The following is a 12,937-nucleotide window of genomic DNA, read 5'->3' as shown; positions in this document are numbered from 1 at the left end:
GGTATGACGACAGCTGATATTCTCAAGATCATCGGGCTCTTCCTGGCGTTGAATGCCTTCGTGTTCTCGATCTATTTTCTCGACAAGCAGGCTGCCCGCCATCATCGGCGGAGGATCAGCGAGAAGACCTTGCTTACACTCGCTTTCGTCGGCGGCAGCCTAGGGGCGGTTTGCGCGCAAAGGCTCCTTCGGCACAAGACACAGAAGGAGCCGTTTCGGTCGATCCTGAAGGCTATCGTGGTGTTTCATATGATGGCAGCACTTCTGCTATCAAGCGCTCTCGGCTACCTCGCGCTGGAGGGCGCGCTCCTAGACTAGGCCGTAAGTGCCATCGCCCACGGATTCGAGTGACTTTGACAATCCGACCGACGGGACATCGCGATCGAGCTTGGGATTGTAGGCAATAGATAGCCAATGAATTGCATACCCGCGCTTCTGGAAGAAGCCGATCGCTTCGGAGTTCCCCGAGTGCGTCTGCATCAGCGCTGTGTCGAAGCCCTGCGCGGCGATGTCATTCTCGATATTCTGGAGGAGTGCACTTCCAAGACCGTGACCGGTGAAGTGAGGATCGATCCAGAAGTCCGAAATCTTCTCGTCGAGCGTCTCGCGCGCCGCCCATCCGGCCGCATGACCGTTCCATTCGATGACGGTGACAGTGATCCAACTCCCCGCAACGAAATTGAAGAACGCGCTTCGCGCGGCGTCGACCATGGCATCTCCCTCGCCGATGGATGCCATCGCCTTCTGCCAGGCCCTTATTCCGATCTCGCTCAAAAGCTCCGCTTCGCCTTCCCGGGCATTGCGAATGTGGATCAACGGCACCTCCGACTTTCCACCGAAGTAAAGCACCGAATCACCCTGTTCTCCAAGCCTCGGGTTTCGAGCGCGAGGCATGGCGGAAAGATCCTCTGTCGGTTGCAAATCTTGACGAGATGTCACCGAGCCAGTATCAAGGCCGCATGTTGAATTCGTCTTCTCAGACCCGGTAAAGGCCCTGCCCGCAGGTTTTCCTGTGCGCATGGGCCCGAAAAACGAAGCCCTGACGTCCAAGCGGACGCCAGATCGTTTTTGTGCGCCTTCGTGGCGCAAGACCGGATCAACATTTCATGGATATTTCACGCACGGAACAGCGCATCCTGCACCTATTGGCCCAGGGCGGCCGCATTGAAATCGAACGCAACGACAACCGGAAAATCGAGGCAGTAAAATGCTTCACCCGGGACGGCTGGGTCTATCCCGGCTTCGGCCTCGAACTGTTTCGTAAACTGAAGCAGAAGCGGGCGATCAAATCCTCAGGTGGCAAGCCCTATCGGATTTCCGAACGGGGACTGGTTCTCGTAAGAGCTGAACAGGACAACAGATAGCCGTCCGAGCCGCGCGTCGCATGGCGCGCGGCTTCCTTCAAAGGTATTTTAAAAGCTCGGCCTTCATCACCGGCCATTCTTCAGCAACCGTCCCGCTCCCGCGGCGCTTACCGGCCCGGCGGTACCAGTAGTCGGCATTCCAGTCATCACCTTCGATGCGATGGCAGATGGCATGCCCCCAGTCGAAAGGCGCCTCGCCCTCATGGCCCTGGCAGATTTCATGCACGGCTTGCCATTCGGGACCCATGGCGAAACCTGCCGCGGCGAGCCGATCGACTGCTTCGATCATCTGCGTGATATCTGACGCCGACATGAGCCATCCTCCTGGGCGTGACCAACAATGGACAAACGCAAAAAGTCTGCGACCCAGCCCGCGCCTGAGCGAGCCGACCTTAGGCGCTCAACAAGAAACGACCGCCTCGTCGGCGGCCGGCGCCGATGCGGCTCGTCACCACCACTTGGCGGCGGTGAACTTGCCCGCAGCCTGTTCGATCACATGTGCCGTCTTGAACAGCGTCTCTTCGTCAAACGGCTTGCCGATCAGCTGCAGACCGAGCGGCAGCCCACCGTGATCCAGACCGGCAGGAACGGCAATGCCCGGCAGCCCGGCCATGTTGACCGTCACCGTGAAGATGTCGTTCAGATACATCTTAACTGGATCAGACGCGAGGTTCTCGTCGGCAACGCCGAAAGCCGACGACGGGGTCGCGGGCGTCAGGATCGCATCGACGCCGGCGTTGAACGCCAGTTCGAAGTCGCGCTTGATCAGCGTGCGGACCTTCTGGGCCTTGATGTAATAGGCGTCGTAGTAGCCGGCGGAAAGCACGTAGGTGCCGATCATGATGCGGCGCTTGACTTCCTTGCCGAAGCCGGCGGCACGCGTCCTTTCGTACATGTCGACGATGTCCTTGCCATCGACGCGCAGGCCGTAGCGGACGCCGTCATAGCGGGCGAGGTTCGACGAGGCCTCGGCCGGAGCGACGATGTAGTAGGCCGGCAGGGCGTACTTCGTGTGCGGCAGCGAGATGTTGACGATCTCGGCGCCGGCGTCCTTCAGCCAGGCAATGCCCTGCTGCCAGAGCGTTTCGATCTCCTCAGGCATGCCATCGACGCGGTATTCATTCGGGATACCGATCTTCATGCCCTTCAGCGACTGACCGAGTGCCGCCTCATAATCCGGAACCGGCAGATCGACGGAGGTCGTGTCCTTTGGATCGACGGAGGCCATCGACTTCAGCAGGATCGCGGCATCGCGCACATCGCGGGCAATCGGGCCGGCCTGATCGAGGGAAGATGCGAAGGCTACCGTGCCCCAGCGCGAGCAGCGGCCGTAAGTGGGCTTGATCCCGACAGTGCCGGTGAAGGCTGCAGGCTGACGGATCGAGCCGCCGGTATCCGTTGCCGTGGCGCCGGCGCAGAGGTGGGCTGCAACGGCAGCCGCCGAGCCCCCGGAGGAACCGCCCGGTACGAGCTGTTGGTTGGAGCCGCCCGAACGCCAGGGGTTGATCACCGCGCCGTAGTAGGAGGTCTCGTTGGAAGAGCCCATCGCAAACTCGTCCATGTTGAGCTTGCCGAGCATGACGGCGCCGTCGTCCCAGAGGTTCTGCGTGACTGTCGACTCGTAGTGCGGCTTGAAACCATCGAGGATGTGGCTGCAGGCCTGCGTGTGAATGCCTTCGGTGGCAAACAGGTCCTTGATGCCGAGCGGAATACCTTCAAGCTCACCGCCCTTGCCGCCGGCGAGACGCGCGTCGGAAGCTTCCGCCATCTGCAGCGCCTTCTCGGGCGTGACCTTGATGTAGGCGTTGAGCTTGTCGTTGGCCGCTTCGATCGCCGAAATATAGGCTTCGGTCAGTTCGGTCGCTTTGATTTCCTTGGCGCGCAGCTTCGTGCGGGCTTCGGCAATGGTCAGGCTGGTGAGTTCGCTCATGGTAATTCGCTTCAAATCTGGAATGGCAACGGAGGTCGGAAAACGGCGATGACCTTATTCGACGACTTTGGGTACCAGGAAGAAATTCTGATCGGTGACAGGCGCGTTCGAGACGATGTCGGCAGCCTTGTTGCCGTCGGTCACGTCATCGGTGCGCTTCTTCATCTCCATCGGCGTGACCGATGTCATTGCCTCGACGCCTTCGACGTCGACTTCGGAGAGTTGCTCGACGAAGCCGAGGATACCATTCAGCTCACCCACCATGCGATTTGCCTCTTCTTCGGTGACGGCAATACGGGCAAGGCGCGCTACGCGCTTAACGGTGGCAAAGTCGACGGACATGGTATTCTCCGGATAGGATTTTTCCTACTCGCTATAAAGGCCACGCCCGCTGTGCGCAACGGGCATGTCCTTTGGATTGCGTAGAATTCCCTTGCCGAAATCGGAGCGGTTTTGCAGACGGAACCTAGACGGAAAGGCGCTCGCCCGGCTTCGGCGTCTTCACGGCGGTCTTCGATCCATCCATACCCGAGACAAACTTCTCCGGCGTCTGATCGATGATCGGGAAGGTGCCGTAGTGGCAAGGTATGGCTGTCTTGAAGTTGAAGTAGCGCTGGCAGGCAAGGGCTGCCACCGCGCCGCCCATCGTGAAGCGGTCCCCGACGGGCACGAACCCGATATCCGGCTGATGCAGTTCATTGATCAGGGCCATGTCCGAGAAGATGTCGGTATCGCCCATCGCGAGGATGGAAGCTTCCTCGTCGAAATGCAGCATCAGGCCGTTGGCATTGCCGAGTGCATGCGAGACGCCGTCCTCGGTGATCTGTGCGGAGGAATGCAGCGCGTTGGTGAAGGTTGCCGAGAAACCGTCGAACGAAACCGTGCCGCCGGTGTTGCCCATTTCCAGCTTCGTCAAGCCCTTCGAACCGAGCCACGAGGCAAGGTCGGCGTTGGCGAGAACGACCGCGCCGGTCTCCTTGGCGAGCGCGATGGTGTCGCCGACATGATCGCCGTGACCATGTGTCAACAGGATGTGGGTGACGCCGCTTGCGACATCCTTCGCGTTCTGTCCGGCGAAGGAGGAATTATGCGTGAGGAACGGATCCAGCAGGATTTTCGCCTTCCCGATCTCGATGCGGAAAGCGGAGTGACCGAGCCAAGTGATCTTCATAAAATGTCTCCTTCGATTATCGGATGCAAAAGCCAGCGTTGCTGGCTATGGACATATCGGATGCGGTCGCAAAGAAAAGCGTCACCGCTTCAATTTCTTTTGACGGGATGAAACGACGATGACGGTGCTGACGATCGAGGAACTCGCAACTGTGTTGCAGCCGGGGCAGGCGATTGCCGGTCTCGATCTCGGCACGAAAACGATCGGGCTTTCGATGTCCGATCTCGGTCGGCGCTTTTCCACACCCCGACCAGTCATCAAGCGTGAGAAATTCACGATCGATGCGACAATATTGCTGGAGTTTGCAGCCAAGGAGAAGGTCGCTGCCTTTGTGATTGGCCTGCCTGTCAACATGGACGGATCGGCTGGACCGCGGGTACAGGCTACGCGCGCCTTCGTGCGCAACATGGAGCAGAAGACGGATCTGCCGTTCGTCTACTGGGACGAGCGGCTGTCGACGGTCGCTGCGGAACGGGCTCTGCTCGAAATGGACGTATCACGCAGACAGCGCGCCGAGCGAATCGACTCGGCCGCGGCAAGCTTTATCCTTCAGGGCGCGCTGGACAGGCTTTCCTTGCTTGCGAGAGCGGCGTCGGACGATTTCGACGCGTGACGCGCCCGCCACCAGGCGGCGATCGCCTTACGTCGGCGGAACCCAATAATCGCGAAGACCACAAGGCTATCGACGACGATCGCGCGGGCGACCAGCGGCGGAATGGTTTCCGGCGGAATGCCGAGCACCTTGCCATAAATCTCGAAGGTCAAGTCATGCACCTGCCGGCTCAGCATGAAGATGCCGAAGTTCATGTCGTAGTAGGAAAGCCAGTACCATCCCGCCAGGAAGACAATGGGACCGGCCCAGAAGATCAGGAACCACTTCATGCGGTCGTCTCTCGTTCTCGTCGAACGGATAGTCCCTCGGAAGAAACCGCCCATATCGACAACGCCATCGAACCCAGAACCAGCGCCGGCACAGCGATATCCAGCGCAAGCACAGCGAAAAACATCATCGCGGCAACAAGAAACGCGGCTCTCGCGATTTTGGTTCCCATGGTCCCAGACACCCAATATTTTGGACTGCCTGCAAACTGACTTCTTAACCGGGAGCGCGCAACGTAAACCATTTGTTAAGGTTAACGCGCGCAGGGACACCTGTGGAAAGACTGCGCTCCGCCTCAGCCGTAAACGCCGCGAACGATGCGTTTCAGAGCCGTTGCAGCCTTCTCCCAATCCTTCGATGTTTTCAGAGCCAGCCCGGCGCACTGGCCGCCGGCGGATGCGGAAAGAACGAGATGCTGGATGGCCGCGATCAGAAGCGCATTGACGGCCACAACGTCGACGCCCTTTGGCGGCGTCAGCGATCCCCGCATGCGATCGAGCCAGTTTGCCAGGGCCTTCGACCGCGCCTCCGAAAGCCGCCTGACCTGCTCAGTGTTTTCGGAGACCTCCCAGGCGACGATCCGGCGGACAAGCGGATCATCCCGTAGCGCCTCGAGGAAAAGCAGCGATAGCCGCTCCATCAGATCGCCGTAGGTGAGGAGGAACATGCCGCCGGTATCCTCGGGAATGCGGTCCTTGACCCAATTGCCGAGATCGGCGCCGATCGCTTCCACGAGTCCGTTCAAGCCGCCGTAATAGCGGTAGATCAGCTGCTTGTCGCAACCGGCGCGGCGGGCAACCGCGTTGATGCCGAAATTCTGGAACCCCTCTTCCGCCAGCAACGACTTGGCTGCATTTAGAATTGCCTTCTCGGTGGCGCTTCGATCGCGGATACGCTTTTCCGGTTCTACGCGGATTGCGTCGGCAACGGGCGCAAGCACCATAGGGTCGTTCAGCATGAGGGATTCGGTCCAGTTGTCACTTTGCGGTGAGTAGCAACGCCACAGATCAGCGGCAACGGACATGTCTTGGAAAGATTGTGGACAGTTCACGAAAGACGGCAATGATTTCAAGACGTCACCATATGGCGACATTCCGCTGCCTGTCCTTATAGCCTCTGTCCAAACCAGACCGTTCGGTCGGAAGCGTCGACCAACGGCGGACCAATTCGGCTGAAACCGCGGGAGCCCCAAAAACGCAGAGCGCCATAATTGTTGGCATTGGCGCCGAGGTGGACGGCTTCAACACCGGCATCTCTTGCATTCGTCAGCCATCGGTCGAGAAGCCTGGTACCCATGCCCTGCCCCTGCAGACGCGGCAGCAGGTTCATATGGATATGGGCGGGAAAGACTTCGACGAGCGCAGCAGGCGCCGAAGACGGATGGTGGATCGCGGCAATGCGCTTCTGGTCCGCATCCCAGTTCTCGGGATCGCCCTGCGGATCGGTGTAGGCGTCGCGAAGTGCCGGCCACCAGTCGCGCTCAAGCTGCTCGTCGAAGGCGACCGTATCGAACACGCCGACGATGTAGCCAGCGACACCTTCGGCATCTTCCGCCACGAAGGCCGTTTCAGGGCTCAGCATCACATAAGGTGCGGAGTAGATGTGCCCGATCAGCTTGCCGTCGCGATGCAGCCCGGTCGCATCGCTGCCGGCATCGCCTGTCACCAGCGAGATTCGATAGAACTGTTCAAGATCGTCGGCGCGGACGGGACGTAGTACGGTCATCAGCTTGCCGGCGGATAGAGGAGATCAACGATGTAGCTGGCGTCGAAGCGTGAATCCAGCATGCCGTAGGTCGAGCGCCAGCCGCCTGCGAGGCGGGTTTCGATAAAGGCATCGGCGATCCGTCCTGCCCCCAGGCGATAAAGTTCGGCGGCACCGGCGGCGAGCGCCAGCTGTTCGACCAGCAGGCGGGCAGCACCCTCGTCGCGCTCGCAAAGCGCCATGGCGGCGCGCAGCACGTCGATGGTCTTCTTGCCGGCCGGCCCGAGGTCGCGTGCGAGCCCAGCAAAGACCGTCTCGAAGAGATCCTTGCCGCGGTTCAGGATGCGCAGCACGTCGAGCGCCATGACGTTGCCAGAGCCTTCCCAGATCGCGTTGACGGGTGCCTCGCGATAGTGGCGGGCGATCGGACGCTCCTCGATGTAGCCGCTGCCTCCGATGCACTCCATCGCCTCGTAAATCAGCGACGGCGCGATCTTGCAGCACCAGTATTTGGCAACCGGCGTCATGACACGGGCATAGGCTGCCTCTTCGGCACTGCCGCGTGCCCGGTCGAAGGCATCGGCGAGCCGGAAGGACAATGCCGTCGCGGCCGCCACATCGAGCGCCATATCTGCTAGGACGCGTGTCATGATCGGCTGGCTGACCAGCATCTTGCCGAAAACGCTGCGGCCGCGGGTATGATGCACGCCTTCAGCCAGCGAAGCGCGCATGATGCCCGAGGAGGCCAATGCGCAGTCGAGCCGCGTCAATGTCACCATGTCGAGAATAGTGCGGATACCGCCATCCGGCGTGCCGAGCAGGAAGCCGAAGGTATCGTTGAATTCGACTTCCGACGAGGCATTGGAACGATTCCCGACCTTGTCCTTCAGACGTTGGAAGTGCAGGCCATTCGCCGAGCCGTCCTCCAGCAGTCGAGGAACGAGGAAGCAGCCCATTCCATCCTTCGTCTGCGCCAGCATCACGAAGGCATCGCTCATCGGCGCCGACATGAACCACTTGTGGCCGGACAGGCGGTAGATGCCTTCGCTGACCTTCTCCGCCGCCGTCGTGTTGGCGCGGACGTCGGTGCCACCCTGCTTCTCGGTCATGCCCATGCCGATCGTCACGGCCGACTTCTGCATGGCAGGCTTGTTGGTGGAGTCGTATTTGCGCGACAGGATCTTCGGCGCCCAGTCCTTCTGCACGGCCGGCGAAGCCGACAGCGCCGCGACAGAAGCACTCGTCATCGTCAGCGGGCAGAGATGACCGGATTCGAGTTGCGCCGTCAGATAGAAGCGCGCTGCCCTGACCTTATGCGCCTGGTTTTTCGCCTCGGTGTCAGCCTGCGGATCCCAGACAGACGAATGCAGCCCCGACGACATCGAACGGCGCATCAGCGCGTGCCAGGCCGGATGGAACTCGACGACATCCAGCCGCTCTCCGCGCGGACCATGCGTGCGCAGTTGCGGTGTGCCCTGATTCGCCATCCGCGCCAGTTCCTGCGCCTCCGGCGAGGTCACGTATCGGCCCATGTTATCGAGGTCGTCGCGGATCCCGCGCGGCAGCGTGCCGGTGAGGTCGACGATCAGCGGATCGGACCTGTAGGCATTGATGCCGGACCACAGGCTCGGCTGGTTGAGTTCGGCAAGTTTCTCTTCGGCGGGAGTCATGAATCGCTTCTAGTGCAAGAGGCAGGCAAAGGGAAACCGGAAGTTACAATTTCCCTGTCCTCTGCAATAGTTGAATTCGGGCAAAATTGCAGGGGGAGACGGGCCTTTGCCCACAACACAAGCTTGCCGCCGCCCGGCGCACTCTTTATAGACCCCGCAGACGACAGCAAGAGGCAGGTTCATGGTCTTCTTTCCCCACCGCCACCTCATCGGTATCAAAGGGCTCACAGAGCAGGATATCACCTTTCTCCTCGACAAGGCCGACGAGGCCGTCAAGATCAGCCGGCAGAGAGAGAAGAAAACGTCGACCCTTCGCGGCCTGACACAGATCAATCTCTTTTTCGAGGCATCGACGCGCACGCAGGCCTCCTTCGAGCTCGCCGGCAAACGTCTCGGCGCCGATGTCATGAATATGTCGGTCGGCAATTCGTCGGTGAAAAAGGGCGAGACGTTGATCGATACGGCAATGACGCTGAATGCAATGCGGCCCGACGTGCTTGTCATCCGCCATTCCAGCGCCGGAGCCGCCGCCCTGCTCGCGCAGAAGGTCTCCTGCTCGGTGGTCAACGCCGGCGACGGCCAGCACGAGCATCCGACGCAGGCCCTCCTTGACGCCCTGACGATCCGCCGCGCCAAGGGCAAGTTGTCGCGGATCATCGTGGCGATCTGCGGTGACGTCCTGCATTCGCGCGTGGCGCGGTCGAACATCCTGTTGCTGAACGCCATGGGCGCACGTGTGCGCGTCGTAGCGCCAGCAACCCTGCTGCCGTCAGGTATCGCCGACATGGGCGTTGAGGTCTTCCATTCCATGAAGGAAGGGCTGAAGGACGCCGATGTCGTGATGATGCTGCGCCTGCAGCGCGAGCGCATGTCCGGAGCCTTCGTGCCGTCGGTGCGCGAATACTTCCACTTCTACGGGCTCGACGCGGAGACACTGAAGGCCGCGAAGGAAGATGCGCTTGTCATGCATCCCGGCCCGATGAACCGCGGCGTCGAGATCTCCTCCGAGGTTGCGGACGGGCCGCAGAGCGTGATTGCGGAACAGGTGGAAATGGGGGTCGCCGTGCGCATGGCCGTCATGGAGACGTTGCTGGTCTCGCAGAACCAGGGCCCCCGCACCGAAGGAGCCGGCGCATGAAGAACTCGATCGTCCTCAAGAACGTTCGCATCGTCGACCCTTCGCGCAATCTCGATGAAGTTGGCAGCATTATCGTCAAGGATGGCGTGATCGTTGCGGCCGGCGCCGATGCGCAGAACCAGGGAACGCCCACTGGCGCCGAGGTACGCGATTGCACCGGCCTCGTTGCCACGCCAGGCCTGGTGGATGCGCGTGTTCACATCGGCGAACCGGGTGCCGAGCATCGCGAAACGATCGCTTCGGCGAGCCGTGCGGCAGCGGCCGGCGGCGTTACGTCGATCATCATGATGCCGGATACCGATCCCGTCATCGACGACATCGCGCTTGTCGAGTTCGTCAAGAAGACGGCGAAGGACAATGCCCTGGTCAACGTCTATCCGGCGGCGGCGATTACCAAACACCTTGCCGGCGAAGAAATGACCGAGATCGGCTTGCTGATGGAAGCCGGCGCCGTCGCGTTTACCGACGGTCGTGCGAGCGTCCATGACACGCAGGTGCTGCGTCGCGTCATGACCTATGCGCGCGAGTTCGGCGCAGTTATCTCCTGCGAGACCCGCGACAAGTATCTCGGCGCCACGGGCGTCATGCATGAGGGACTGTTTGCCAGCTGGCTCGGTCTCGGCGGCATTCCGAAGGAAGCTGAGCTCATCCCGCTCGAACGCGACCTGCGCATCGCCAAGCTGACGCGCGGCAACTACCACGCCGCGATGATCTCCGTTCCGGAATCGGTCGAAGCGATCGAGCTTGCCAGCAGCCGCGGTGCGCACGTTACCTGCGGCGTCTCGATCAACAATCTCTCGCTGAACGAGAACGATATCGGCGAATACCGCACCTTCTTCAAGCTGTATCCGCCGCTGCGCTCCGAAGACGATCGGGTGGCGATGGTGGACGCACTGGCGCGCGGTGCGATCGATATCATCGTCTCGTCGCACGATCCGCAGGACGTCGACACGAAACGCCTGCCCTTCGGTGAAGCGGCCGATGGCGCGGTGGGTCTTGAAACGATGCTCGCAGCGGCGCTGCGCCTGCATCACAGCGGCCAGGTCAGCCTGATGCGGCTGATCGATGCCATGTCGACGCGGCCGGCGCAGATCTTCGGCCTCGAGGCCGGCACGCTGAAGCCGGGCGCGAAGGCGGATATCGCGCTGATCGATCTCGATGACCCTTGGCTTGTCTCGAAGGACATGCTTCTTTCCCGCTCGAAGAATACGCCGTTCGAAGACGCGCGCTTCAGCGGACGCGCCGTTGCGACCTACGTCGCCGGACGCTGCGTGCATACAATATAAAAGACCACCGGAGGGAACATGGTCTCGGATCTCATGACCTGGCAGATCACGCTGCCGATCGCGCTTGCGGCGGCCGCCATCGGCTACCTGCTCGGCTCCATCCCTTTCGGCCTGATCCTGACAAAGGCAGCAGGACTTGGCGACGTGCGCAGCATAGGATCCGGCAACATCGGCGCGACCAACGTGCTCAGAACCGGCAACAAGAAGCTTGCAGCCGCGACTCTCCTCCTCGATGCGCTGAAGGCATCGGCCGCCGCCTGGATCGTCGGCTACTTCCTGGGCAACGAAGCGGCCTTGATTGCGGGCTTCTTCGCCTTCATCGGACACCTATTCCCGGTCTGGATCGGCTTCAAGGGTGGCAAGGGCGTCGCCACCTATATCGGCACGCTGCTCGGCGTTGCGCCGATCATGGTCCTGGTCTTCGCGGTGGTCTGGCTGGCAGTCGCCTTCACGACCCGGTACTCGTCGCTTTCTGCACTGGTTGCAATGCTTGTCATTCCGGTTGCATTGTGGATACTGGGCGCCGAGAAGGTTGCAGCTGTCATGGCCATCATGACCGTCATCTCCTACTGGAAGCACAAGGCCAATATCTCTCGCCTGATGAGCGGGACGGAAACCAAGATCGGCGCGAAGGGATAGGATGGACGCTCGCAGCGCAAGGCCAAAGGGAATTGCGCTGACGGAACGCCAACGCATCGCGTGGCTGCGTCTCATTCGCTCGGACAATGTCGGGCCGGCGACCTTTCGTGACCTCATCAATCATTTCGGATCCGCAGAGACGGCGCTGGCCGCCCTGCCCGAGCTCTCCGCCCGCGGCGGCGCCACGCGCTCCATCCGGATCGCGACGGAGAGCGAAGCTCATAAGGAGCTGGAGGCCGCGCGGCGCTTCGGCGCCCGATTCGTCGGTATCGGCGAGCCGGAATACCCGCAGGCATTGAAGCAAGTCGATGGTGCTCCGCCGTTGCTCGCCGTCAAAGGCAATCTCGCCGTCTCCTCAAAGCCGGCCGTCGGCATCGTCGGCTCCCGCAACGCCTCGATCAGCGGCGCCAAGTTCGCCGCAACAATTGCACGCCAATGCGGTCAGGCAGGTTATGTCGTCGTCTCCGGTCTAGCCCGCGGTATCGACACGGCAGCGCATCGAGCAAGCCTCGACACGGGAACCGTGGCCGCAATGGCGGGAGGATTGGATCAGCCCTACCCGCCGGAGAATGCCGGTCTGCTTGACGACATATGGAACGGTAGCGGGCTTGCGATCAGCGAAATGCCGTTCGGCTGGGAGCCGCGGGCACGCGATTTTCCACGTAGGAATCGGCTTATCGCCGGTGTTTCGCTCGGCGTCGTTGTCGTCGAAGCGGCGATGCGCTCGGGCTCGCTCATCACGGCAAGACTGGCCAGCGAGTTCGGCAGGCTGGTTTTCGCGGTGCCGGGTTCACCGCTCGATCCCCGCTGTCATGGCACCAATGGATTGCTGAAAGACGGTGCGATGATTGTCACGACACCGGATGACGTCACCGAAGCTCTGGCACCACTCTCACAGATCGAACGCTACGCCCCGCCGGTTGCCGAGGAGCCGGAACGCGACGGCGGCCGCTCCATGCTCCCGCCTGATGATTCCGATCGCTCGCTTATCGTCGATGCACTCGGCCCGACGCCCGTCGAGATCGACGACGTCATCCGCCATACCGGTTTGCCGGCGGCTTCGGTCTATCTTGTCCTGCTGGAGCTTGATATCGCCGGACGGCTTCATCGCCATCCCGGCGGTTTCGTCTCTCTTGCGATGGGCGACTGAGATCC

General features: G+C 61.3%; 17 protein-coding genes. 7 read left to right on the top strand and 10 right to left on the bottom strand.

The genetic code is table 11. The features are described from left to right. Nucleotides 1-3: 3 nt before the first annotated feature. Nucleotides 4-318: a DUF1294 domain-containing protein gene (locus RGCCGE502_RS08060; protein WP_016553658.1), complete on the top strand. Its 315-nt coding sequence runs from the start codon at nt 4-6 to the stop codon at nt 316-318. Here RGCCGE502_RS08060 and RGCCGE502_RS08055 read toward each other — a convergent pair. Beyond that, nucleotides 310-816 (bottom strand): GNAT family N-acetyltransferase, encoded by a 507-nt coding sequence (locus RGCCGE502_RS08055; RefSeq protein WP_040674202.1) that lies wholly within the window; start codon nt 814-816, stop codon nt 310-312. The genes RGCCGE502_RS08060 and RGCCGE502_RS08055 overlap by 9 nt on opposite strands. Before the next feature lie 290 nt (nt 817-1,106). Here RGCCGE502_RS08055 and RGCCGE502_RS08050 point away from each other — a divergent pair, with 290 nt between their 5' ends. Beyond that, nucleotides 1,107-1,364, top strand: a complete 258-nt coding sequence (locus RGCCGE502_RS08050; RefSeq protein ID WP_016553656.1) for a YjhX family toxin — start codon at nt 1,107-1,109, stop codon at nt 1,362-1,364. 37 nt (nt 1,365-1,401) lie between these two features. Here the strand turns inward: RGCCGE502_RS08050 and RGCCGE502_RS08045 are convergent, their stop codons facing one another. The 4 genes from RGCCGE502_RS08045 to RGCCGE502_RS08030 form a co-directional block, all read right to left on the bottom strand. Continuing rightward, nucleotides 1,402-1,677 (bottom strand): hypothetical protein, encoded by a 276-nt coding sequence (locus RGCCGE502_RS08045; protein WP_016553655.1) that lies wholly within the window; start codon nt 1,675-1,677, stop codon nt 1,402-1,404. A gap of 135 nt (nt 1,678-1,812) precedes the next feature. Then, the gene (gene gatA, locus RGCCGE502_RS08040) at nt 1,813-3,294 is read right to left on the bottom strand and encodes an Asp-tRNA(Asn)/Glu-tRNA(Gln) amidotransferase subunit GatA (RefSeq protein WP_016553654.1); all 1,482 of its coding nucleotides are present in this window, start codon (nt 3,292-3,294) and stop codon (nt 1,813-1,815) included. A 54-nt stretch (nt 3,295-3,348) separates the two neighbouring features. Next, complete coding sequence (gene gatC, locus RGCCGE502_RS08035) at nt 3,349-3,636, bottom strand: Asp-tRNA(Asn)/Glu-tRNA(Gln) amidotransferase subunit GatC (RefSeq protein ID WP_016553653.1); 288 nt, start codon at nt 3,634-3,636, stop codon at nt 3,349-3,351. A 124-nt stretch (nt 3,637-3,760) separates the two neighbouring features. Next, nucleotides 3,761-4,465 carry a metal-dependent hydrolase gene (locus RGCCGE502_RS08030; RefSeq protein WP_016553652.1) on the bottom strand — a complete coding sequence of 235 codons (705 nt, stop codon included), beginning with the start codon at nt 4,463-4,465 and terminating at the stop codon, nt 3,761-3,763. Nucleotides 4,466-4,583: 118 nt separating this feature from the next. On the opposite strand from RGCCGE502_RS08030, the gene ruvX reads away from it, so the two are divergent. Beyond that, entirely contained in the window at nt 4,584-5,078 is a 495-nt protein-coding gene (ruvX, locus tag RGCCGE502_RS08025) for a Holliday junction resolvase RuvX (protein WP_016553651.1), read from the top strand. Here the strand turns inward: ruvX and RGCCGE502_RS08020 are convergent. The 5 genes from RGCCGE502_RS08020 to RGCCGE502_RS08000 all read right to left on the bottom strand — a co-directional run bounded on the left by RGCCGE502_RS08020 (nt 5,015) and on the right by RGCCGE502_RS08000 (nt 8,719). Beyond that, complete coding sequence (locus RGCCGE502_RS08020) at nt 5,015-5,347, bottom strand: DUF6105 family protein (protein WP_016553650.1); 333 nt, start codon at nt 5,345-5,347, stop codon at nt 5,015-5,017. The two genes, ruvX and RGCCGE502_RS08020, sit on opposite strands and share 64 nt — an antisense overlap. Then, nucleotides 5,344-5,517 carry a hypothetical protein gene (locus RGCCGE502_RS37175; protein ID WP_016553649.1) on the bottom strand — a complete coding sequence of 58 codons (174 nt, stop codon included), beginning with the start codon at nt 5,515-5,517 and terminating at the stop codon, nt 5,344-5,346. The genes RGCCGE502_RS08020 and RGCCGE502_RS37175 overlap by 4 nt, the downstream gene beginning before the upstream one ends. A gap of 123 nt (nt 5,518-5,640) precedes the next feature. Continuing rightward, entirely contained in the window at nt 5,641-6,303 is a 663-nt protein-coding gene (locus tag RGCCGE502_RS08010) for a TetR/AcrR family transcriptional regulator (protein ID WP_040674200.1), read from the bottom strand. Between the two features lie 149 nt (nt 6,304-6,452). Further along, nucleotides 6,453-7,070 (bottom strand): GNAT family N-acetyltransferase, encoded by a 618-nt coding sequence (locus RGCCGE502_RS08005; protein ID WP_016553647.1) that lies wholly within the window; start codon nt 7,068-7,070, stop codon nt 6,453-6,455. Further along, nucleotides 7,070-8,719 carry an acyl-CoA dehydrogenase family protein gene (locus tag RGCCGE502_RS08000; RefSeq protein ID WP_016553646.1) on the bottom strand — a complete coding sequence of 550 codons (1,650 nt, stop codon included), beginning with the start codon at nt 8,717-8,719 and terminating at the stop codon, nt 7,070-7,072. The genes RGCCGE502_RS08005 and RGCCGE502_RS08000 overlap by 1 nt, the downstream gene beginning before the upstream one ends. A 181-nt stretch (nt 8,720-8,900) precedes the next feature. On the opposite strand from RGCCGE502_RS08000, the gene RGCCGE502_RS07995 reads away from it, so the two are divergent. From RGCCGE502_RS07995 to dprA, 4 genes are read left to right on the top strand one after another with little or no spacing between them, the layout of a single operon-like run. Continuing rightward, nucleotides 8,901-9,857: an aspartate carbamoyltransferase catalytic subunit gene (locus RGCCGE502_RS07995; protein WP_016553645.1), complete on the top strand. Its 957-nt coding sequence runs from the start codon at nt 8,901-8,903 to the stop codon at nt 9,855-9,857. Then, entirely contained in the window at nt 9,854-11,143 is a 1,290-nt protein-coding gene (locus RGCCGE502_RS07990; RefSeq protein WP_016553644.1) for a dihydroorotase, read from the top strand. Before RGCCGE502_RS07995 ends, RGCCGE502_RS07990 begins: the two co-directional genes overlap by 4 nt. A gap of 18 nt (nt 11,144-11,161) precedes the next feature. Further along, entirely contained in the window at nt 11,162-11,782 is a 621-nt protein-coding gene (plsY, locus tag RGCCGE502_RS07985; protein ID WP_016553643.1) for a glycerol-3-phosphate 1-O-acyltransferase PlsY, read from the top strand. 1 nt (nt 11,783) lies between these two features. Then, nucleotides 11,784-12,932: a DNA-processing protein DprA gene (gene dprA, locus RGCCGE502_RS07980; RefSeq protein WP_016553642.1), complete on the top strand. Its 1,149-nt coding sequence runs from the start codon at nt 11,784-11,786 to the stop codon at nt 12,930-12,932. The last annotated feature ends 5 nt before the right edge of the window (nt 12,933-12,937 follow it).

The sequence above is a fragment of the Rhizobium grahamii CCGE 502 genome (assembly GCF_000298315.2).
Taxonomy (GTDB): domain Bacteria; phylum Pseudomonadota; class Alphaproteobacteria; order Rhizobiales; family Rhizobiaceae; genus Rhizobium; species Rhizobium grahamii.
Note: the sequence above shows the minus strand (reverse complement) of the source record. Positions and strands in the feature narration are given on the sequence as shown.